The 21,733-nt window shown below is 69.4% G+C and carries 19 protein-coding genes and 1 tRNA gene; 6 read left to right on the forward strand and 14 right to left on the reverse strand.

The window, feature by feature from the left end; translation table 11 throughout:
• Window position 1 precedes the first annotated feature (1 nt).
• Both BJ960_RS02655 and BJ960_RS16960 read right to left on the reverse strand, forming a co-directional pair.
• The gene (locus BJ960_RS02655) at window positions 2–898 is read right to left on the reverse strand and encodes an NUDIX domain-containing protein (RefSeq protein WP_185986140.1); all 897 of its coding nucleotides are present in this window, start codon (window positions 896–898) and stop codon (window positions 2–4) included.
• A 37-nt stretch (window positions 899–935) separates the two neighbouring features.
• A complete protein-coding gene (locus BJ960_RS16960; RefSeq protein ID WP_185986141.1) occupies window positions 936–2,993 on the reverse strand; it encodes a hypothetical protein in 2,058 nt (685 codons plus the stop codon).
• A 240-nt stretch (window positions 2,994–3,233) separates the two neighbouring features.
• Between BJ960_RS16960 and arfB the strand changes: the two genes are divergently transcribed.
• Window positions 3,234–3,656 (forward strand): alternative ribosome rescue aminoacyl-tRNA hydrolase ArfB, encoded by a 423-nt coding sequence (gene arfB / locus BJ960_RS02665; RefSeq protein ID WP_185986142.1) that lies wholly within the window; start codon window positions 3,234–3,236, stop codon window positions 3,654–3,656.
• Between the two features lie 234 nt (window positions 3,657–3,890).
• Here the strand turns inward: arfB and BJ960_RS02670 are convergent, their stop codons facing one another.
• Both BJ960_RS02670 and BJ960_RS02675 read right to left on the reverse strand, forming a co-directional pair.
• A complete protein-coding gene (locus tag BJ960_RS02670; protein ID WP_202229169.1) occupies window positions 3,891–4,358 on the reverse strand; it encodes an SMI1/KNR4 family protein in 468 nt (155 codons plus the stop codon).
• A 16-nt stretch (window positions 4,359–4,374) separates the two neighbouring features.
• Window positions 4,375–4,746 (reverse strand): DUF2200 domain-containing protein, encoded by a 372-nt coding sequence (locus BJ960_RS02675; protein WP_121075962.1) that lies wholly within the window; start codon window positions 4,744–4,746, stop codon window positions 4,375–4,377.
• 102 nt (window positions 4,747–4,848) lie between these two features.
• Between BJ960_RS02675 and BJ960_RS02680 the strand changes: the two genes are divergently transcribed.
• The 5 genes from BJ960_RS02680 (at window position 4,849) to BJ960_RS02700 (ending at window position 9,932) form a co-directional block, all read left to right on the forward strand.
• A complete protein-coding gene (locus tag BJ960_RS02680) occupies window positions 4,849–5,226 on the forward strand; it encodes an SdpI family protein (protein WP_185986143.1) in 378 nt (125 codons plus the stop codon).
• 159 nt (window positions 5,227–5,385) lie between these two features.
• Window positions 5,386–6,999, forward strand: coding sequence for a class I adenylate-forming enzyme family protein (locus BJ960_RS02685; protein ID WP_185986144.1), 1,614 nt, complete (start codon window positions 5,386–5,388; stop codon window positions 6,997–6,999).
• Window positions 6,996–8,300: a beta-ketoacyl-[acyl-carrier-protein] synthase family protein gene (locus BJ960_RS02690; protein WP_185986145.1), complete on the forward strand. Its 1,305-nt coding sequence runs from the start codon at window positions 6,996–6,998 to the stop codon at window positions 8,298–8,300. Before BJ960_RS02685 ends, BJ960_RS02690 begins: the two co-directional genes overlap by 4 nt.
• Window positions 8,301–8,340: 40 nt before the next feature.
• Window positions 8,341–9,543, forward strand: coding sequence for an acyl-CoA dehydrogenase family protein (locus BJ960_RS02695; RefSeq protein ID WP_185986146.1), 1,203 nt, complete (start codon window positions 8,341–8,343; stop codon window positions 9,541–9,543).
• Between the two features lie 315 nt (window positions 9,544–9,858).
• Window positions 9,859–9,932 (forward strand) — tRNA-Pro (locus tag BJ960_RS02700).
• 196 nt (window positions 9,933–10,128) lie between these two features.
• On the opposite strand, the gene BJ960_RS02705 is transcribed toward BJ960_RS02700, so the two are convergent.
• From BJ960_RS02705 to BJ960_RS02750, 10 genes are all read right to left on the reverse strand, one after another.
• Entirely contained in the window at window positions 10,129–11,358 is a 1,230-nt protein-coding gene (locus BJ960_RS02705) for a tyrosine-type recombinase/integrase (RefSeq protein ID WP_185986147.1), read from the reverse strand.
• Complete coding sequence (locus BJ960_RS02710) at window positions 11,342–11,557, reverse strand: helix-turn-helix transcriptional regulator (RefSeq protein WP_185986148.1); 216 nt, start codon at window positions 11,555–11,557, stop codon at window positions 11,342–11,344. Before BJ960_RS02710 ends, BJ960_RS02705 begins: the two co-directional genes overlap by 17 nt.
• On the reverse strand, window positions 11,554–12,120 hold the full coding sequence (locus BJ960_RS02715) for a hypothetical protein (RefSeq protein WP_185986149.1): 567 nt from the start codon (window positions 12,118–12,120) through the stop codon (window positions 11,554–11,556). Before BJ960_RS02715 ends, BJ960_RS02710 begins: the two co-directional genes overlap by 4 nt.
• Before the next feature lie 15 nt (window positions 12,121–12,135).
• Window positions 12,136–12,594, reverse strand: a complete 459-nt coding sequence (locus BJ960_RS02720) for a single-stranded DNA-binding protein (RefSeq protein WP_185986150.1) — start codon at window positions 12,592–12,594, stop codon at window positions 12,136–12,138.
• Between the two features lie 84 nt (window positions 12,595–12,678).
• Window positions 12,679–14,454, reverse strand: coding sequence for a type IV secretory system conjugative DNA transfer family protein (locus BJ960_RS02725; RefSeq protein WP_185986151.1), 1,776 nt, complete (start codon window positions 14,452–14,454; stop codon window positions 12,679–12,681).
• Window positions 14,451–15,038, reverse strand: a complete 588-nt coding sequence (locus tag BJ960_RS02730; protein ID WP_221936264.1) for a hypothetical protein — start codon at window positions 15,036–15,038, stop codon at window positions 14,451–14,453. Before BJ960_RS02730 ends, BJ960_RS02725 begins: the two co-directional genes overlap by 4 nt.
• Window positions 15,039–15,194: 156 nt before the next feature.
• Window positions 15,195–18,206, reverse strand: coding sequence for a hypothetical protein (locus BJ960_RS02735; RefSeq protein ID WP_185986152.1), 3,012 nt, complete (start codon window positions 18,204–18,206; stop codon window positions 15,195–15,197).
• A gap of 69 nt (window positions 18,207–18,275) precedes the next feature.
• Entirely contained in the window at window positions 18,276–19,289 is a 1,014-nt protein-coding gene (locus BJ960_RS02740; protein WP_185986153.1) for a DNA-processing protein DprA, read from the reverse strand.
• Between the two features lie 181 nt (window positions 19,290–19,470).
• Window positions 19,471–20,949: an ATP-binding protein gene (locus BJ960_RS02745; RefSeq protein WP_185986154.1), complete on the reverse strand. Its 1,479-nt coding sequence runs from the start codon at window positions 20,947–20,949 to the stop codon at window positions 19,471–19,473.
• Window positions 20,946–21,728, reverse strand: a complete 783-nt coding sequence (locus tag BJ960_RS02750; protein ID WP_185986155.1) for a hypothetical protein — start codon at window positions 21,726–21,728, stop codon at window positions 20,946–20,948. Before BJ960_RS02750 ends, BJ960_RS02745 begins: the two co-directional genes overlap by 4 nt.
• Window positions 21,729–21,733 lie beyond the last annotated feature (5 nt).

Genomic DNA, 21,733 nt, shown 5'->3' on the forward strand with positions numbered 1-21,733 from the left:
GCTAGCGCTCAGACCTGTCGAGCAGGTCGAGGAGCCGCTTCGAGCCGTGCGCGGTGGTGACGCCAGCCGCCGCCGCGCGCACCCGAAGTTCTGCGTCGCTCGTGACGACGACGCCGAGGCCGCCCTTACTTGCGACCGCTGCGGCTTCCTCGACGATCGCGTCGTCGCCCGAGGTCGTCGCGTCGACGACGCGCACGTTCTCGGTCGTTGAGATGCCCCGAGCGGTGCTCTCGGTGACGAACACCCACTCGGGGAACACAAGGCCGCCGTGGAGGTCTGCCGGCATCTCAAAGAACGCGGCGCGAACACCCTCGCCCGAGAGCGCGTGCGCCTCGATGCGATCGCGGAGCCGCTCGGTCGATCCCTTGCGGTCCTTCCACCAGCCGTCGGGCACGGTGCCGACGACGTTCGCCGCGTCGACGATGATCACCGGGGTGCGGCGCACGAGCGGCTTGAGCAGCTCCCAGGTCGTCGCGAACGCCGGGTGGAGATCTTTGCGCTCGACCTCGTCGACGGGCACCCACTCGAGCGCGTGGCTCTCGGGGTCGGTGATCTCGGGGGTGAACGGGGTGGTCACCTCAGCGACCACGGTCGTGTACGACCAGCCACCGCGGTCGAGCACGTGCGTGTAGCGGGGCAGCACGGCGTCGTCGGGAACCCCGGCCTCCTCCTGGGCCTCACGAATCGCTCCGGCGATCATTTCCTCGCCCTGGTTGATCGCGCCGCCGGGGATGCCCCAGGTGTTGCCGTGGTCGCTCCAGCTCACGCGATGCTGCATGAGGATCGCGTCGAGCCCGCGATCGTAGGCGAGCAGGCCGGCGGCCCCGAACTTGCCCCAGTAGCGGTTTCCGTCTGCGGCCGTCACCCACGCGTCGCCGGGATCTCGAAGGTCGCTCATGGCTCCCAGACTACCGGGCGGGCCGCGAACGCACCCGCTATCTGTCGATCCTGCGGCTGGAGAGGATCACCGCAGCGACGCTCGCCGCGACGAGCAGGGCGACGCCGAGGAGGATCCACGGGCTCGTCATCACCCGCCCTGGCGCAAGCGGGCCGACGCTCTCGGCGAGCTCGATGGTGCCATCGCGAAGCTCCTGCGTGCCCGCGGCGAGGGTCCGGGAGCCGGCGGCGGCGAGCTGCGCGCCGTCGTCGAGGAGTCCGGATCCTGCGCGGAGCTCGGTGAGCCCGTCGTCGAGGGTGCGCGATCCCGTGTGGAGATCCCGCGCGCCGTCTCTGAGCTCCCCGGCACCGTCCTCGATCTCTTCGAGCCCGTCGTCGAGTTCGACGGCGCCGTCACGCAGTTCTTGTGAGCCGTCGACGAGGCGGTCTGCGCCGTCGTGGAGTTGGCGGGCGCCGTCGCTGAGTTCGGCGCTGCCAGCCGCGAGCGCGCCGGCCCCGGCGGAGGCCTCGCCCGCCCCGGCCGCGAGGCGGCGGGCGCCGTCGTCGAGCTGGCGTGATCCGGCCCGCAGCTCGCTCGTGCCGGCCTTCACCTGGCGCATCCCGGCGTTCGCCTCCTGGGTGCCGTCGGCGAGTTCGAGGTACTCGCCGAGCAGCTCCCGCATGCCCGCCTGGAGCTCCGGGGCTCCGGCCGCGAGCAGCGGTGCGTTGTCGATGAGCTCGTGCGCGCCGTCGCTGAGCAGCACCATGCTCTCGGGCAGCGGGGCGACGCCGGCCGCGAGCTCCGCGATCCCCGCATCGAACAGGCCGAGCCCGGCCCGGAGCTCGCCGACGCCGTCGGTCAGCTGCCCGACGCCTGTGTCGAGCGGCTGCACGATGTATGGCTCGATGAGGCCGAGCACCGAGACGGCGTTGGTGAGCTGCGGCCAGAGGTCCGCCGGCGCTGCGCCGGCGAGCGCGCCGTTCACGCCCTCGAGCCGCTCGAGCGCCTCGGCCTGCCCGGCCTGAGCGGCCGCCGCGGCACCACCCGTCGCGGCGGCCGCGGTCTGGAGCCGTGCGAGCACCTCTGCGCCGAGCGGCGCGTCTGGGTCGATGCCCGCGAGTAGTTCGCTGAGCTGGGCGGCGCTCCCTGCGACCTCCTGGACCTGCCAGGCGGCGTCGGCCGCGGCACCAACCGCGCCGGCAGCGGTATCGCGGAGCCCGGCGACGGAGCCCTGCGCGGACTCCGCGGAGGCGAGCGCTTGCGCGGTGAGCTGCCGCGCGCCGGTGACTGCCGCAGGCAGCTGCGCGACGCCATCGGCGAGGGCGTCTCCGCCGGCGACGAGCTCGCCGATCCCCGCCTGCAGTTCGTCGACGCCCTCGGTGAGGTCGCCCACGCCGTCCGCGAGGAGCAGCACTCCGCCGGAGAGGGCGACGACGCCTGGGAGATACTCGGCGAGTCCCGCAGCCATCGCCGTCGCGCCCGCGTCGAGGAGCCGCACGCGCGGCTTGCGGTTTTGCACGCGGTCGTTGATTTCCTTGATGCCTGCCGATAGCCTCGCGGCACCGCGGTCGAGTTCCCCGGTGCCAGAGACGGCCTGCCCGGTTCCCGCGGTGAGCTCGCCGGTGCCAGCGCTGAGCTCCCGGGTGCCGCCAGCGAGCGCCCCCGCCCCCGCCTGCAGCTCGCCCGTTCCGGCCTCGAGCGTGACGACGCCGTCGTGCAGCTCGGAGGTGCCGGCCGCGGCGCGCTCGGCGCCGTCCGCGAGTTCCTCGCTGCCGGCCTTCGCCGTCTGCGCGCCGGTGAGCAGCCGCACCGTGCCGAGCGAGAGCTCGTCGGCGCCTGCGCGCAGCCGCGTGCCGCCGTTCGACAGCAGCACGGCGCTCTCGACGAGCTCCTCCGTGCCGTCGGCGAGGTCAGTCAGGCCGCCCGTGAGTTCGTTCGCGCCCGCGTCGAGCTCGTCGGCGCCGGCGTCGAGGCGGGTCGCGCCGTCGTTGATGCGCGCGCTGGCCGTCAACGAGAACGCTGAGACGCCGACGAGCGCGAGTCCGAGCAGGCCAGCGAGTATCGGGATCGCCGGGAGGCGCGTCCGGCGCCGGCCCGGCGTGGAATCGGTTGACATGAACTGCTGCTCCGTCCCCTCCCGGAAGCGGTCACCGTTGACCCGGGAGCTCGTAGCAGGGAGCCTAGCCACGGTGCGGGCCGCCCCGGCCCGGCGGCGGCAGATTCGTCGAAATGTGCGACGCGAAATCAGATTGCCGCGGCGCGATGCGCGTGAAGCTACAGCCGCTGGGGGAGCGGGGTAGGCGTTGGACGGCTCTTGGCCCTGGGGTCGTGCGTGGGCGTGTGTCATCCTTGACGGGTGGATATCAGGGTCACGCACAAGCTGACCATCCCAGCCGCGGAGCTCGGATGGCGGTTCTCGCGATCCTCCGGGCCAGGCGGGCAGCACGTGAACACGTCAGACAGCAGGGTTGAACTCGTCTGGGACGTCGCCGCGTCGAAAGCCCTCACCGACGAACAGCGCGCGCGACTGCTCGCGAAACTCGGGCATCGGCTCGTCTCGGGCGTGATCACCGTCGCGTCGTCTGAGCAGCGCTCCCAGCTGCGCAACCGTGAGACCGCGCGCGAGAAGCTCGGCGAACTCGTCGCCGCAGCCCTCGCCCCCGACGGCCCCAAGCGCCGCGCGACGAAGCCGACCCGCGGTTCGCGCGAGCGGCGCCTCCAGACGAAGGGCAAGCGCTCAGAGGTGAAGCGGAACCGGCAGCGGCCCGCCGTAGACTAGGGAACGGCAGTCGGGCCCGTGCGTCAGGCGTGCACGTTGGCGGCGTCGCCTGGTGCCGCCCCGCGTTGACTCGCGCTGCCGGTGCACTCGCGTTGGCGGTGGTGTCGCGTCGTGCCCCGCCGCGCGCAAGCACACCATCTTCGCCAGAACACATCTAAATTGCCCTGAAATTGATGTGCCTTCGAGAAAACGATGTGGTGAGGACGTGGCGCGGCCCGACAGGTTCTGAGGGGGTCAGTCGTGGACGTTGGCGTCGATCCAGGCCGCAAAGCTCGGCGCGAGCTCGACGACCTCGAACCCGCTGTTGTGATCGACGAGGCGGACGGGGCCGGTACTCGAGATCCAGATCGGGTTGCCCGCACCGTCGTCGGCGAGCACGAGCCCGTCGATGACGCCGTCGCCGAACTCGGCGCGGGCCGCACTCGTGAGTTCGACGACAGTCTCGTTGCCGAGAATGGACGCGTTGCCCCAGCCGTGCACGGGAACGCCGACGAAGCAACCGCCCCAGCGGCTCAGGAACTCGACGTAGCCCGCGTCGGCGGGGGCGCCGATCTCCGCGAGGCGCGCTCGGACCTCGGCGGCGGGGACGGGTTCGCCCGCACCGTACCTCGCGACGGCGCGCTCGATGCGCGGGATGAGGTCGGCGGGCAGGCCGTCCGCGGGGCGCGGGTGCTCTGAGCCGGGTGTGGCGGACTGCGTCACGTGGCGCGGCCCCGGGTTATGCCGGGGTGGGCAGGGTGCGGAGGATCTTCTCCATCGCCTTGCCCTTCGCGAGCTCGTCGATGAGCTTGTCGAGGTAGCGGATCTCGAGCATCAGCGGATCCTCAATCTCGGCGAGCTTCACGCCGCAGATCGTGCCCGTGATCTGCGAGCGGGCGATGTTCATCTTCGGGGCGTCGCGGAAGAACTCCTCGAGGTTCACGGGGTTGCCCGGCTCGATGAGCTCGTCGAGCTGCGCCTGCGAGTAGCCGGTGAGCCAGCAGATGATCTCATCGACCTCTGCCGTGGTGCGGCCCTTGCGCTCGGCCTTGTGCGTGTAGTTCGGGTAGAGATCCGAAAACGCGAGCTTGTAAATGCGGTGTCCAGCCATGCGCTAAGGATACGTCGGTTTCGCTGAGATGTGGCCCTCCACCCGTGGGTGGTGGTTGGAGGTGAGCCCGTCCCGTAGCGTCGACGTGACGGAAGGAATCTCATGCTGGGAACGGTCGTCGCGGCGGCAGCGGTCGCCGTGTTCGGGGTGATGCTCATCGAGTGGGCGCGGGCGTGCAGGCGCGGCGAGTTCAGGCGGAGCTGGGTCGTCGGGTATCGCACCCCGCTTACGCTTCGAGATGACCGTGCGTGGGCCGCCGCACACCGGGCTGCGGCACCATTCGTCCTGCTCGCGGGCATCGGGACGCTCGCGAGCGGGGCCGCCGCAGCCGCACTCGCTGCAGTGCGGGTGGGGGAGGTCGTCCCGCTGCTTCTCGGGGGCGCGATCGTGTGGTCGCTCGCCTGGGTCGTGATTGGGGGCTTCCCTGCCGTCCGAGCCTCGCGCGCAGCGGTAACGGAGGGTGACTGGGTGCCAGAGTGACCCGCGTCCGATCCGAGCGCCCGAGCCAGAGCATGAACGGGGCTGGCGCGAGCGCCGCCCAACCTCGGCTGTTCCCTGGCCGCGAACCGGGCGCGCCCGCCGGGACACGGGAGCGTATGCTGGACGGAGTCCATCTAAGTCGAGCGCGAGGAGTCCCGGGTGCCGATCACGCAGTCGATACTTGAGGTCGCGAGCCAGCATCCCGAGCAAGTCGCGATCGCCGGGGACGACGGCCGGCTCAGCTACGCCGAACTCGTCGAGGATTCGCGCCGCGTGTTCGCCGTTGTCGACGCCCTGCACCGTGCACAGGACGACCCGCCCGTACCCGCGCCAGAGACGCAGGGCATCCCGATCACCGCGGTGAGCGTCGAGTCGGCGTTCCACACGTCGCGCATCGTCGCTGGCCTCGCCGGCTACCGGGCAGTCTCGGCCACGATCGACCCGCGCTGGCCGCTCGAGCACCGCGTGAACGTGATCCGCGCGACCGGCATCGGGCTCGTGATCAGCGACGCCGATGATCTCGCGCCCGCGCTCCGGGAGCGGGGCTGGGGCGGCACGATCATCTCGCTTCCCGAGTTTCGTGCGGCGGAGCGGGGCGTTCAGGATCCTGATCGCGGGGCCACCCCCGGCGGCACCCCGCTCGCGGCCGCGCCGACCGTGCGCGACGGCGGCGAGCCGTTCCTGCTGCTCTTCTCGTCGGGCACGACGAGCGCACCGAAGGGGTTCCTCAAGACGCGCGACCAGTACCGGGCGAACGTCGCGGTGTCGAGCGCGTACCTCGAACCGCTGCCCGGCGTGCACACGCTCGCGCCCGGCCCGGTGTCGTACAGCCTCACCCTCTACGCACTCATCGAGTGCCTCGCGACCGGGGGAGCCGCGCACATGGCCGACGCGTTCGACGCGGTCGCGATGGCGAGGCGCGTGCACGAGGAGCGGATCACGCGCGTCGTCGCCGTGCCCGCGCTCGTGCAGTCGCTCAGCGACGCCGCCCGCCGCGACCCGGAGCGGTTTGCCTCGCTCGAGCTCGTCGTGACCGGGGGAGCGAACCTGTCGGCGTCGCTGCGCGAGGGGCTCGGCGCCGTGCTGCCGGGGGTGCGGCTCATCAGCTACTACGGGGCCGCCGAGATCGGGTTCATCGGCGACAGTCGGGGCGGCGACGGCACCCTCATCGAGGTGTACGAAGGGATCGGGTTCGAGATCCGCTCGGAAACGGGCGAGCGGGTGCCCGACGGCGAGTTCGGCACGCTCTGGATCGACGCGGCCGCCTGCTCCGATGGCTACCTCGCGGGCACCACCGACGCCGTGCTGCGCGGAGCCGACGGTTGGGCGACCGTGCACGACCAGGGGCGCATCGTTGACGGGAGGCTGCAGCTCGCCGGCCGCGCCGGCGACATCGTCGTGACGGGCGGGCATAAGGTCGCGCTTCCCGAGGTCGAGCGGGCGTTCGAGGGCATGCCGGGGCTCGGCGCGGTCTGCGCGGTCGCGCTGCCGCACCCGCGCCTCGGGAGCGTCGTCGGGCTCGTCGTTGAAGGGGTGGCCGAGGGCGGTGCCGTGGGCGGCGCTGGCGTTGCTGTGGGCCGTGCTGGCGGTGCTGATCCCGTCCCCGTTCCCGGGAAGGATGCGCTGCGCGCGTGGGGCGGCGAGCGGCTCGCCCCGCAGTTCGTGCCGCGCCAGTGGTACCGCGTTGACGCGCTGCCGCGGACGGTCGGCGGGAAGATCCGTCGGGCCGAGACCGTTGCACTCATCGAAGCGGGCGAAGGGGAGCGACTATGAACGGGCGACGCGTCGTCATCACGGGGCTCGGCGCCGTCACCCCGAGCGGCATCGGCGTGCCCGAGCTCTGGAACGCGGTCGTCCACGGGCGGAGCGCGATCACGCAGCTCGAGGGCCCCGGGTTCGACGGCCTCGCCGTGCGGATCGGCGGGCAGGTACGCGGCTTCGACGTGTCGACCGTGCTCGACCGGAGCCTCGCGAAGCGGCTGAGCCCCGTGCAGCACTGGGCGATCGCGGCGGCCGATGAGGCGCTCGCGCAGGCCGGGGTTGATGCTGCGGCGACTGGCGGCGGCGCTGGTGCGGCGGCTGCGGCCGGCGGCGGCAGCGGGGCCGTCGGCGCGCTGCCGTGGGACGCGGAGCGGGTCGCCGTGATCGCGGCGACGGGATCCGGCCCCATTGACGCGATGCAGTCCGCGACGCGGGTGCTCGACGAGCGCGGCCCGCGCGCCGTGCCGCTCACCCTCTCGATCCACGGCGCCCCAGATTCGGCCGCGGCGCTCCTCAGCCAGCGGTACGGGATCCGCGGGCCAGCCCAGGGCGTCTCCGCGACGTGTGCGAGCGGCGCGGTCGGGCTGGGGGATGGGCTCAGGCGGATCCGTCACGGCTACGCCGACGCCGTGCTCGTCGTCGGCATGGAGGACTGCCTGAACGGCGTCAACCTCTCGTCGAACGCGAACATGCGCGCGCTCGCCGCAGGCTACGAGGGGGCGCCCGAGACTGCGTCGCGGCCGTTCGACCGCTCCCGCTCTGGGTTTGTGATGTCGCAGGGGGCTGCGGCGATCCTGATCGAATCGGAGGAGCACGCGCTCGCGCGCGGCGCCGACGTGCTCGCGGTGCTCGCCGGGTTCGGCTCCGCGAGCGACGCCCACCACCCGACCGCGCCGCACCCCGAGGGCCGCGGCGCCGCGCAGGCCGTGCGCGAGTGCCTCGCCGACGCGGGCGTCGGCCCCGAGGCCGTCGACCACATCAACGCGCACGGCACCGGCACCCCCGCGGGCGACGCCGCCGAGCTCCTCGCCCTCGAAGCGGCGCTCGGCGAGCACGCGCGCCGCACGCCGATCTCGGCGACGAAATCGAGCACCGGGCACCTGCTCGGCGCGGGCGGCGTCGTCGAGGCGATCATCTCGGTGATGTCGCTGCGCCAACGGCTCTTGCCGCCGACACTCAACCTCGACGACCCAGAGTTCGACGGCTGGGACTTCGTCGCGGGGAATGCCCGCTCGGCCGCGGTCTCGCGCGTGCTGTCGACCTCGTTCGGGTTCGGCGGGCACAACGGGGCCGTGCTCATCGAGCGGCCGTAGCGCCTCACTGCTTACTTGAGAACCAACGATCGGAGAGAGAATGAGCGACCGAGAGACGCGGCATCAGGAGCTTGCCGAGCGGTACCTGCCCGAGGAACTGCTCGAACGGTTCCGCGAGCGCGCCGCGGTGTACGACCGCGAGAACAGCTTCTTCCACGAAGACCTCGACGAGCTGCGAGAGCGCGGCTACCTGACGCTGTTCGTACCGACGGAGTTCGGCGGGCCAGGCCTCACCCTCAACGAAGTGTCGCGGCTACAGCAGCGGCTCGCGACCGCGGCCCCCGGCACGGCGCTCGCGATCAACATGCACCTCATGTGCACGGGCGTCATCAGGGCGATGTTCGAGCGGGGAGACCGCTCGCTCGGATACGTGTTCGAGGAGGCGATGGCCGGCGAGATCTTCGCGTTCGGCATCAGCGAGCCCGCGAACGACTGGGTGCTGCAAGGCTCGAAGTCGAAGGCTGAGCCACAGGAAGACGGCGGCTACCTGCTCTCGGGCGTGAAGATCTTCACGTCGCTGTCGCCCGTGTGGACGCGGCTCATCGTGCACGGCCTCGACACCGCGACCGCGGGCACCGACGCCGAGACGCTCGTCTACGGGTTCCTCGAGCGCACTTCCGAGGAGGCCGCGGCGTGGGGCGGCAACGGCATCGCGGTGTCGGATCAGTGGGACGTGCTCGGCATGCGCGCCTCGCACAGCCGCGCGACCATCCTCGACGGCGCGCGCATCAGGCCGGAGCGGGTCGCCCGGAAGATCCCGGCGGGCCGCCATCCCGACCTGCTCACGTTCGCGATCACCGCGAACTTCCAACTGCTCATCGGCTCCGTGTACGCGGGCGTCGCGCGCCGGGCGCTCGACCTTGCAGCAGCCGGAATGAAGAAGCGCCGCTCGGCGAAGGCCGGCACGTCACACGCAGAGGTACCGGAGGCGCGCGTGCGGCTCGCCGACGCCCACATGGAGTTCATGGCCGTGCCGGCGCAGCTCGACGCGTACACGCGCGACTTCGACGAGCTCGTCGACTACGGCTCCGAATGGCCGCTGCGGCTCGTCTCGGCCCGCCTGAACGCGTCTACGGCTGCGCGCCGCAACGCCGAAACCGCGCTCATCTGCACCGGCGGCTCGGGCTTCGACAACGGCAGCGAGCTCAGCCGCGTCTACCGCGACGCGACCGCGGGCCTCTTCCATCCGCCGAGCGCGGACGCGGCGCGCCCGATGTACGCGGCGGCGCTGCTCGACGAGTAGGGGTTGGGGAGCGTGCTGGGCGGGGCCTCTTGGGGTTTAGGCTTCCGTTCCTGCCGCTCCTCACTGGCGGTCCTGCCTGCCGTCAGAGAGGCAGTTTCGCCTGGGGCAACTGTCGAATCTTCGGTAAACACCCCGCCGCGTTTTTCGCCCCGCAAAAGTATGGATAAGATAGAGAGGTTGCTTCGGCAGCGAACCGGCCTCGACCGACTCGCTTGAAGAAACAACGGGCTGTGGCGCAGCTTGGTAGCGCACCTGACTGGGGGTTAAGGGGTTCACCCCTCCCGGACGGCCCGAATAACTGAAAATTGAATGCCACGGGCTGTGGCGCAGCTTGGTAGCGCACCTGACTGGGGGTCAGGGGGTCGCAGGTTCAAATCCTGTCAGCCCGACAGAAAAACCCTGATGAGAAGCCATTTTCATCAGGGTTTTGTCATGTCCGGGAGCGGTTTTTGTTGGTCCCCCTCTGGTCCCCTCGGGCGCTTCCGCACGCCGGGCTCGGGGTCGGCGAGTACGCCGAATCTCGCGTTTCTGTGGATAAGGGGACCAAAAGGGGACCAGAAGCATCTCGGGAGCCGATTCGGGGCGTCAGATGCCTCGTGTGGACGGGGTGCTGCGTGCGTTCTGACGCTTCTGTCCGGAGGGTGAGAGGAAGGCGTTCGCTTGCTCTGCGGCGGACGCGAGGTGGCGGTCGTCGGGGTGAAGATAGCCGCGGGTGGTTTCCATCGAGGCGTGGCCCAGGATCTCTTGAAGCACGTGGAGGGGGACACCGGCGTCGGCCATCCAGGTCGCTCCGGTGTGGCGGAGCCCGTGGCGGGTGAGATCGGGAAGCCCGAGGTTCGCGACGATCTTGTCCCAGTTGGTCGCGTCGCGGACGGTCGCGGTCGTCAGGACCCCGCCTTTCGGTCCGAGGAGAAGCTGTGCCTCTGGTTCTTTGCCCGCGATGAGCCGTTCTAGTACGGGGCGGAGAGGTTCGAGAATCGGCACTCGTCGTTCTTTGCGGCTCTTGGTCGGTTTGGTGACGAGGCCGCCTTTGCCGGGGAAGATCTGACGCGCGATCACCACGAGGTTCTTCTCGAACTTCACGTCACCGACTTGCAGGCCTGACACTTCGGAGGAGCGTGCGGCGAGGAGCGCGGCAAGCATCACGAAGTCGCTGTACGACTGGTCGACCTTGCCGCAGGCTGTCGCGAGCTTGTTCAGCGTCTTCATGTCAGGGATGGCATGCGCGCGCGGTGATGCCTGCTCGGCGGACTGCGTCCGGAACGCGTTCCGGTTCAGGCTCCGCTTCGCACGGTTCTTGGCCGGGTTGATGGTGAGCAGTCCGTCTCGCACCGCCTCATCGAGGACGCGCACGAGTGGTGCGATCGAGTTCTTGATCGTGGATGCTCCGTAGCGTTGCTCCCACCCGTCGATGGTCCGGTCGATGATGCCCGCGGTGATCTGCGTCACGGGGAGGTGCCCGAGCGCGGGCAGGACTCGGAGCTTCAGCCCGAAGCCGTAGGTCTCGCCCGTCGACGTCGGGTCCAGGCCCCGCGCCCACCGGTCGCCGATTGAGGTGACGAACTCCGTCAACGTCATCGTGGTATCCATACCTTTGACGGAGGAGTTGCGCAGCTGGTCGAAGAACGCGTGAGCGGCGGTCTCATCGGGGACGATCTCTGATCTGATCACCCGGCGCTTCGTGATCGGATCAGTCCACCTGGCACGCGCGCGGATTCCGTAGGAGCGGCGCTCCATGTCGGTGGAGACTTTCACCCCGATCGGTGGCACGGGTTTCGGATCGGCCTTCGGCAGCGGTTCACCCTTGCGAGGCATGGTCGTGCTCGAGTTCGATCAGCCACGCGTCGACGGCGTCGATGCGATACCGCGCGATACCGCTCATGCGGATGAATGGCGGACCCGTGCCTGCTGAGCGCCACCGCGACAGTGTGGATTCCGACACCTTCAGGTAGGCGGCGACATCACGGCTGTGCAGCAGCGGCGAGGAGACGGGGTGCTCTGGCGTGCCGGTCATGCGACTTCACCCGTGGCCGGATCGAGGGAGCGGTAGAAGCTGTCTTCCTCCTCGCGGCGCTTGGCCACCTCGCTCATGACGAACTCGATGAACTCTGTCTCGCGATCATCGATGACGATGTCTTCGACCGGTGGTGCGGGCGGTTCGCCTGGCCAGCTGGTCTGTCGGGTGGGACGGTCACGATCCAGCCGGGTTCCGTTGGCGGCGACCCATTCGCGAAGGCGGAGGCGAGCATCCGCGAAGTCCCGATGCCATGCCAGCGGTGCTGACCCGCTCTTCTCCGAGTCGTAGCAGCACAGCCAATGCAGGTGCAGCGCGGAGAGCTCCCACAACAGTTCGGGATGGCGATGCCAGAACGGCGGGATGACCGCCGCGGGCAGGCCGTAGGTGCGGCGAAGCCAATGCACCCACCGGTTCAGCTCCAGCCACTCGGCTTCGAGATCGTCAGGGCTCAGCAAGTTCCAGTTGATGGGGCGTGGCGGCTCCACCAACAGCGGCCCATCGAACTCGGTGTCGAAGTCGTCCTCTTCGACGACTTCTTCTTCGGCGATGTTCTCGTCCATGACTGTCACCGCCCCTCAGAGACTTGCCCGCGATGGAACGCTGGCTTGCGGGCGCGCAACGGGGTCATGCGCAGGGCTCTTGAGATCGGGGGCGTCATGGCCGGCATCTGTTCGTCTTGTCGAGCGATCGACGTCGTATCGAGTCCGCGCGAGATCGTGCCCGATCCGAGAAGCGATGAACTCTTCCGCAGTAACCTCCTGCCCGTCTTTGCTGTAGGTGTACTCGTGGACGCGGCCGGAGGCGATGAAACGGTCGCCCTTCCTGAACCGGGCCGCGGCTTCTTCGGCCGTCTTCCGGAAGATGGCCAGATCATGGAACGTCGGGTCGAGTTGCGTGAACGAGCCGTCGGGCTCTTGCCGCGCGTGTTCGATCCCTACGCGGGCGTGGAACCTGGATACTCCGTTCTCGCCCACGGTGAGCCGCGGTTGTGTGGCGATGAAACCGGAAATGGACTGCTGTGGATCGATGCTCATCGATCTGCTCCTCTCGGGCGGGGCGGCCAGGATTGGCTGCCGCTCACCGGAGAGGTGCACCGCGTCTGTCCACGGTTGACCGGGTTACGGTCGCTGGCGAAGCAACGCTTCGACGCCTGCCCGTTGGCCCTGCAGTTCGTTCGCATCCTTGCGGCGGGTCCAGGGGCGGAGTTTCGCGATGATCGGTGGTGCGGCGCGTAGCAGGATAAGGCCGGTGCCGAATGGGAGGGTGCGGATCACATCGGGCGGCATGATCGACACCCGACGAATGGAACGCTGCGCGGTGCGGGAGCCGTGGTCGCCGATCGTGGTGGAGTCGGTGATCTCGTCACGTTCCCCGATGAGGGTGGTGAGGTCTTGAAGATCACGCGAGTTGGATGCACCGCCGAGGATGATCTTCACGATGCTGGCGTCCCAGATCGCGCCGGCCGCGTTATCCGACCACTTCTCCCGCGCCTGCGCGAGAGACTGCAACACCGGCATCGTCGTGATCCCCGTACCCCCGCCTTCGGCCATCAACGTCGGGAGCGACGGGAGCGGGGCAAGGTTGCCGATCTCATCCAGCGCCAGCAGCAGGGGCGGGTCGAGGCGGGCTGAGGGTGATCTGGAGGCGAGGCGGCGGGCGGCTTCGACGAGGTCTTCCACGAATGCCGACACCAGCGCGGCACTGTTGTTCGCCCCGGCACCCGTCGCGAGCAAATACAGGGTGCCGCGCTTGCGTAGAAACTCCTCCGGATCGAACTTCTCATCGGGTCCGGGGCTGACGGCGTCGAGCACGCGGGGGTCGGCGAGGGCGGCGAGGGAGAGGGACACGCCTTGCCAGATGGAGTCGCGGGTTCTGGGGTCTGAGTCGATCATCGCCTGCAACGAATCCGCCCACCCCGTCGCCGCCCGCGGGTTCGCGGTGAGGATCGCGACCGCATCCGACGCGGCGGCAGGGTCGAGGGTCCACCGGAACAACTCGGTAGGGGTGCGGTGATCGAGGGCGGCGGCGTGGAGTAGTGCTTGGAGTGCGGTGCGGGTTTTCCCTTCCCAGAAGTCCCCGCCTTCGACGCCACCGGCGGAGAGGCCGGTGCCGGCGGCGAGTCCGGTGGCGCGGATCATCGCCGTCAACGGGTCCTCGCATCCTCGGATCGGTGACCACCTGAGTCCTGCGGGGACGCCTTCGGCGAGGTGCTGCGGATCGAACACCGCCACCGGCCGCCCCTCCGCGCTCCGCGCCTTCAGAGTGGCGGTGAGGTTGTCGGGGCGGGTGGAGGTGGTGACGACGGCGCCGGGTGCGTCGAGGATCGCGTTGATGACCACGTGGAGGCCCTTTCCGGAGCGGGGCGGCCCGATCAGCAGGATCGAGTCCTCCACGCTCGCCCACACGCCAACGCTCCGCGATACGCCGAGAAGGTAACCGACATCGGTGACAGCAGGCTGCTGGATGGAGGGTCGGAGTTGCCCTGCCCGACGCAGCTGCGCTTTCTCCGATGCCGCGGTGGTGACGTCGGTGCGGGTGGCGATGCCGACGATCCGGTACGGGTCGACCTTCGTCTGCCGCGACTGCTCACGGAAGAACCGCCACACCCACCACCCCATCGCCCCAACCGCGGCGATGAGGACACCGGCGATAACCCAGTACGCCACCGGGTTCAACCCGTCCGCACCGAGCGCACTCCCTGGGTCGGCGGGATGCACGAGCACCCCGAGGCCGGCTTCGACCCCGCCCGTCGGCTGCGTAATCCCGGTCACCCATGCGGCGACCGTGCCCGCAACACGAAGGAGGACACCGAGGACGGCGGCAGCGATCAGGGCGATGATGCCGAGGTTCGCCAGCTCATCCCCAAGCGCACCACCCTGCCGCGGAGCGCTCATTGGATTCTGCCAATGGTGAGGGTGCCGGAGACACGGCCGAGGAGGATCACTTCACCCGTCACCGCAAGAGCGGCTTGCTCTGCGGTGAGGAGGGCGCGGGCGGTGCCGTCACCGCCGGCGTCGGTGTGGGCGTGGATGATCGCGACGGCGACATCCTCACCCGGAACGAACCCCGACCCTGTCGCCTGATGCAGCACCGGCTGCGCGGCACGGACCGGAGGCGACACCGCAGCAGCCAGTGCTGGTGCTGGTTCTTCCCAGGGATTCAGGGTCGGGCGTTCGCGGGGCGGAGTGATGATGTCGGTGAACGTCGACCCGTCTGCCTCGTGCACCTGCACCCGCAGCGGCGACCGGTACTGGGCGGTGAGGGCGTCGAGGATCGCCGGGAACGAGTCGCGTCGCCAGCACGGCGCGAACGGCTCCGGCAGATACGGCACCCCGTCCACGGTGACCGTCATCGCACTGTCCGCGTCGATGGTGAACTCCACGACCGGCACGACGACCGGCCCACCCGGTTCAGGCTTCGACGCCACCGGGTGCTGATGGTCGGGGTGCGCGCGGCGGTATCGGGGTTTCGGGGGCACAGGGCGGTTCCTCTCCGTGGAGTGCAAGGGTGTCGCCATGCAGGTGCACCCGCACTGCCCCCGGACACAGGTGGGAGGGCACGAACCTGGGATGTTCGTGCCCTCCCGTGCTGACCTGCCCTGGGTTGGGGGTGTCGGCGGGTCAGCTGCCTGGGGTTAGTCCTCCTTTGCTCCCTCGAACTGGGCCTTGAACTCCTCGGAGGCTTCGTCTTCCTCGCGGACGTACCCGGCGCGTTCGCGGGCGATCGCGAGGCGGCGCCCGAACAGCAGCACCCCGCCGGTCGCGGCAGCGATCAGCCCACCGGCGAGGCCGAGCGGCCACCAGTCGCCGCCGCCGGTGTGCGCGAGCTCACCCGGCCCGCCCGGCTTCCCGGGCTCGTCCGGGGCCTCGGTGACGGTGGTGGTCTCATCCGGTGCGCCGCAGACGCCACGGTGCAGGATCGTCCCGTCCTCGTCGGTGACGGTCTCCACCCAGTAGTAGGTGCCGACCTTCTCGAAGATCACCTCGTCAGAGGCATACTCGCCCGGCCCATCCAGATCGATCACCTTCGAGGTGAACACCAACTCGTCCGGGGTGCAGGTCGCGGTGCCACTGTCCTGCCGGTACGCCTCGAACACCAGGCGTGCCCCGTCGGGGACGGTGCCGGTGACGGTCGCGACATCATGCGCCGGATCACCGAGCAGCACGGTCGGGACGGCGTTCGTCTTCACAATCAGCTCCTCCGGGTGCTCCTTCACCACAGTCGTCTCACCCGGTGCCCCGCAGACACCCTCGGCGATGATCTCGCCGTCAGCGTTGTAGAGGGTTTCGATCCAGTACACGTTCCCCGCCGTCTCGACGGTGGTGGTGCCGGACCGGTAGACACCCGCCCGGGTAACGGGGATCTCCTCGCTGACGTAGAACGGCGTCTCGCACACCGGATCGGCGTCCGCCGGGTGCGGCCCGTAGGCGCGGAACACGAGGTAGGCGCCTTCGGGAATGGTCGTGCCCTGCACCAGCGCCGTGTCCGAGAAGGGTTCGCCGACGAACGCCTCCGGCGTCGCCTGCGTCACCACCGACACGGGCACCTCCGTATTGGTGGGTGGGACGTAGAAGCGTTCCAGCACATCCGCCGGAGAGGAAGTGTAGGGCTGCACGCGGTCGTCGCCTTCGAAGGTGGTGATGAGGACGTAGAAGCCGGGCTCGGTCGGCACGATCTTGTCCTCGTCCGTGTATCCGAGCTTGTACACCCCATTCCGGGCCGGCGTCGTAAGCTCCGTCAGCACCGGGGCACCGTTCAGGTCGAGATCATCGGTGAGTTCCGCATCCGACGCGAAGGGGCCGTAGACGGTGTGATGCAGTTCATCGACGTCGGCGTTCCAGTAGCCGTCGCCGGTGAAATCGCCGTGGTTCGCCGGGAACCCTGTGACGGTGATCACGTCGAAGGCGCGTCCGCCGGGGTGCACGTTGTACTCCCGCATCAGCGAGGTCACCGTGACCGGCCACCGCACCGACGTCGTCTCCACGCTGATTCCGTACTCGTCGGTCCAGTCGGCGGCGAGGTAGTCACGCACCCACTCCGGCTGCGACGACTTCTTCACCTCCCACACCCAGGTCACGAACCCGCCCGTCGGCGCGATCACCGGCGGGGACGTGTAGATGCCGGGGCCGTCTGCGGTGATCGTCACGGTGCCGAGCGGCACTGCGTTCGGGTCGATGTCGGCGCTCTGTGCCGGGGGCAGGGTGCCGGGCACTTGGTAGGCGGTGCCCTCGAACACCACCGGAATGTGCGCGCCGTCCTTCTTCAACCAGGCACCGTTGCTGCTCGACACCGTGATCGTGTCGGTGAGTGCGTCGCCGGGGACGGCGAGACGCTGATCCGCTTCCGAAACGGCCTCGGGCTGGAACGGCACCACCGAGGTTTCAGTGACCCGGCCGAAGCGATCGGTGAACGAGTCGGTGAGGTACTTCGCGTTCTCACCGTGCGCGGTCTTGTCGATGCTCCACACCCACGTGTAGAACCCCGACTCCGGCGCGACGATCGTGCCCGGCGACGTATTCGACCCCGCACCGGTGAGCGTCATCGTCTCGGTGCCTGTGACGGGTGCTCCGGTGGGTGGGGTGTCGGCTTCGGTGGGCTGCTCGTCGAACGGCCCGTACAGGGTTCCGGTCGCGGTCACCTCGATCGGGTTCCCGTCGAGGTGAATCCAGGTGCCCTTCGACACCGACACGGTGAGCCCGTCCACGAACGCATCACCCTCGGCGACGTAGCGGGAGGCGACCTGGGTGGTGATCTCCGGCTGGAAGTCCAGCTCGATCACCGGCGACTCCGCCCGCGCCGAAAGCCCGGTGGATGACCCTGCGACGGCGGCGATCAGACGCTGTGCGCCGGGAGTCGTGTAGAGATCGAGCGCGGCACCGTACCCCGCCGCGGCGATGTTCATGGAAGCACCGACACGGTACGACGGCACGCCGTCTGCGGGGGTGCCGGTGATCGGATGTGTCCCGGCGCCGATCGTGCGGGCCGATGAACCGTCAGCGAAGATCGCATCCGACAGGGTCGCCGTGCCGGTGAGCCCTGCGGGGTGGGTTGCGACGGTGAGGGTGCCGGCGTACTGATCCGCCATGTCCAGGCTCAGGGACAGTGAGGGGTCGGTGACGGCGTAGACGGCGGCGTTCTGGCGCATCATGTCCAGGTTCGCGAGGATCGTGCCCCGCTCGGACGCGGGCGCCCGCCCGACGTAGTAGATGTCGCCGGACATGCCGTGGGAGTTGTAGGTGCCGGCACTCGTGATCGACCATACGAACAGAGCGACCGCCGCAGTCGTATTCGGATCGCCTGACTGCCCCCACCGATCCAGCACATAGTTCAGCTCCGCGAGCTGCTGCCGGGACAGCGAGTCCAGCGACGTGATCGTTTCCGGCCCGTAGGTCTGCGCGAACGGTGAATCGGCATCGAGGTCCGCGCAGTACGCCTGCCGGCCATCAACGTCGGTGTTGTAGGCGCCGAGGAACCCGTTCCCGATGTCGTACCCGACCCCGAGACTGCCCGCATGAGCCGCCGGCGCATTCAGTGCGAGCGACCCTGCTAGCAGGAACAGGGCCAGCAGCACCGAGAGCCAGCGCCGCACCCCCGTTCTGGGTGGCGCAGCCTCCGGCTGCGTGATGTGGGCGAGTGATCCTGACACGAGATACCTCCTGGTGTTGTCCTTCAGCGACGCGAGCCGGCCGCCTTCACACCAGGTGCACCACCCGCCTCACCGGTCCAGGCCCGGCCCCTCACGCTGAGCAGAGGGAGTCGGGGTGTCGAGGGGGTCGACCTCAAGCCCCGCGGTGCGGCGTACGGCCCGATGAGCTCCATCCCGCACCCCGTCGAGGAGGCCGCGCACATCGTCGTAGCCGGTGATGACCGTGGCGAGGCCGTCCCGCAAGAGTCGGTGACAGCCTGACGACGCGGCGCTGGTGATCGGGCCAGGGATCGCCCCGACGGGGCGGCCGAGCTCTGCGGCGCGGGCGGCGGTGTGGAGGGTCCCGGAACGGTAGCCGGCCTCCGCAATCAGGACGGTGCCGGAGAGCGCGGCGAGGAGCCTGCCTCGTTGCAGGAACCTCCACTTCGTCGGCGTCGCGCCCGGCGGCAACTCCGACAGCAACAGGCCGTCTTTGCCGACACGGGTCAGCAGATCAGTGTGCCCTGCCGGATACGGCCGGTCCAGGCCGCCTGCAAGCACGGCGACCGTCGCACCGCCCGATGCGAGCGCGGTACGGTGCGCGGCACCATCGATCCCATACGCGCCGCCGGAGAGCACCAGCAGGGAGTCGGCGATCGCCGACTGCACCAGCTCCGTGGTGACGTGCTCCCCATACCCGGTGGACGCCCGAGCGCCGGTGATGGTGAGGCGATCCCACAGCGGCCCGGCAAGCACTCCAGTGCTGCCTTTCGCCCACAATGCGACCGGTGCACGATCGCCAAGCGCATCGATCGAGGCCGGCCATTCCGTATCGCCGGGGATCAGCACCCGCATCCCGTGACGCTCGGTCTCCGCGAGCACCCTCCGGGTCTCCTCAGCATTGATGCGGGGTGCGAGGCGCCGCTGCCAGGTGTCACCATCCGGTCCCGCCGGAACTTCATTCGAGACGGCGCGGGCGACCGTCTCGGATGCGCCGACGGTGCGGATCATCCGTCCTGTCACCGCGTCTCCTGGTTCGGAGGCGATGGCGAGGATGATTCTCGCGGTGCGCTCCTCTGCTGCCAGCTCGTTGATCGTGTCCATTGGTTCTGCTCCCTCTGTCGTGGCGTATCAATCGAGGGATAGGTGCGAACCGGCCCGCCCAGACAGTCACCGTGAGTGAGCAAATGGCCGCGGGAACTTGCACCCTCACAACGCCCCGCAAATCGGCTGAAACTGGCGGAATGACGCGGAATCAGGGTTCAGGAATCCTGAACGTGAGCGTTTAGCCCTTCATTCGTGCTGTGGTGTCGAACGCGGCGAGCTCGGCGGGGTGGAGCTGGTGCTGGACGACGAAGGAGCGTTCTTTGATGCGCCAGAGTCCTTGTCCGGTGCCGAGTCCTGGGAGGAGTTTCTGTTCGGTGCCGGTGAGTCCGAGGGCTGCGGCGGTGGCTCCGAGCTGGTCGGGTTCTTGTCGGTAGATGATCCTCGTCTCCGCATTCGCCAACAGCGAGTTCGCGAGGGCACGCATCGCGGAACCCTGGTCGCCGACGTTGTCGAGGTCGGTGAGTTTGTGGAAGATCAGCATGTTCGCGATCCCGTAGTGCCGTGCGAGTCGCCATTGCGCGTCCATTCGGCGCAGGAGCGCTGGGTAGGCCATGAGTCGCCAGGCTTCGTCGTAGATCACCCACCGGTGCCCGCCGTTCGGGTCCATCAGTGCCGACTCCATCCACGCACTGGAGCAGGTCATCAGCACGGAGATCAGTGTCGAGTTCTCCGCGACGCGGGACAGGTCCAGGCTGACCATCGGCAGCGATGGATCGAACCGCACGGTCGATGGCCCATCGAACAGCCCCGCAAGATCACCCGCCACGAGGCGGCGGAGGGCGTGGCCGACGAGCCGGCCGTCCTCCGCGAGCCGTCCATCGGTGTCGGTCGCACGGTCGGGGTTCAGGATGCGGTCGACGACCATCGGCAAGATCGGCACCTGAGCGGAGCGGACGCTGTCTCTCAGTGCGAGGTCGATCGCGGTGTGCTCCAACGGGGACAGCACCCGATCCAGCACCGTCTCCGCAAGAGCACCGATCAGTTCTCGGCGGCGGGATGCGACTTGCGCGGCCCATTCCGCGTCGCTGACTCCGGAGGGGCGGTGGCCTTCATCGAGCGGGTTGAGGCGATTGCGGAGCCCGTACCCGAGGACGATCGCGCGCCCGCCGACCGCCTCCGCAACCGCGGTATGTTCGCCTTTCGGGTCGCCGGGCACATACACGCGGCGACCGAACGGGATCGACCTCGTGTAGAGGGACTTGGCGAGTGAGGATTTGCCGGAGCCGACGATGCCGGCGAGGACGATGTTGGGTGCGGTGATGAGGCCGCGGGCGTAGAGGGTCCAGGGGTCGTAGACGAAGGAGCCGCCGGAGTACAGGTCCTGGCCGACGAACACCCCGTCAGCGCCGAGGCCGCCTTCGGCGAGGAACGGGTACGCGCCCGCGAGGGTCGCCGAGGTGTCCTGATGTCGCGGCAACCGGAACCGCCCCGGCGTCCGCAATGCCGCTGCCCCTGGTTCGCCGGCGGTGGGGAGGTAGGTGGTGTTGCGGCGTTCGGCCCGCTCTACCGCCAGCCGTTCACGCTCCGCTGTCTGCTCGGCGCGACGGGCGGTGGTCTCGATCTTCGCGGCGGCGTGCTTGCGTGCCTTTCGCTGCTTGCGGCGTTCCCCGGCCGGTTCGACCAGCGCCGCGGTGTGGAGCTTCTGGCGATCGCTCACAGCGCCCGCCCCCGTAGCGCCGGCGAGGACTGCGAAGGTGCGAACCAGTCGTCTTCCTCTTCGACCACCGGTGCGTGACTGCGCGACGGTGGACGGCTCGGCGTTGTCCGCGCCGACGGAGCTTGAGCATCCGGCTCTCGTGTTTCCGGGAGCGCACGGAACAGAGAGACGAGCCCGTGGTCATGGTTGTACGTCAGCTTGTTGATGCCGTTGGTGGTGGTGCGGTCGAGTGGGCCGGTGGGGATGGTGTCGTAGACGTACCCGTTGACGAGCGCAGCCTGTATGGTCTCCTCGCCTAGGTCGAAACCGGACAGGTGCTCGATCGCCGCGTCAGTACCGTCGCGGTCGATGATCGCCAGCACCTCGTCGGCGTCCTGCCCTTGCAGGAAGACCACGCTCACCCACCGCGACACCGGGCCCGGTTCTCGAGCCGCGGGGTGCCAGGCGATCCGTCCCGAGGCAGCCATCGCCGCATCCACTCGCTGATGCACGCCATCCAGCAGCGCCGCGGCCTGCTGCAGTTCCGCTGTTGCTGCGAGAGCGTAGGTCGCACCGGCGGTCTGATCCCCGGCGTCGTCGTGCGCGCGCACCCGGTTCGTGAGGTGGGAGGTGGCGAGTTGGTCGAGCACTTGCCGGAGGGATCGCACCCCGGCGAGCAGATCACCCAGCACCGCATAGGTGTCGGCGGGGTCCTCGAACACGCGGGAGGCGTGCGCGAGCCCACGGAGCGCTTCGGACGCTTCCGCAGCGTCCGTGGTCGGGTTCTGGAAGGTCGGCATGACGG

Origin of the sequence: Leucobacter aridicollis (assembly GCF_013409595.1) — a bacterium.
Classification (GTDB): domain Bacteria; phylum Actinomycetota; class Actinomycetes; order Actinomycetales; family Microbacteriaceae; genus Leucobacter; species Leucobacter aridicollis.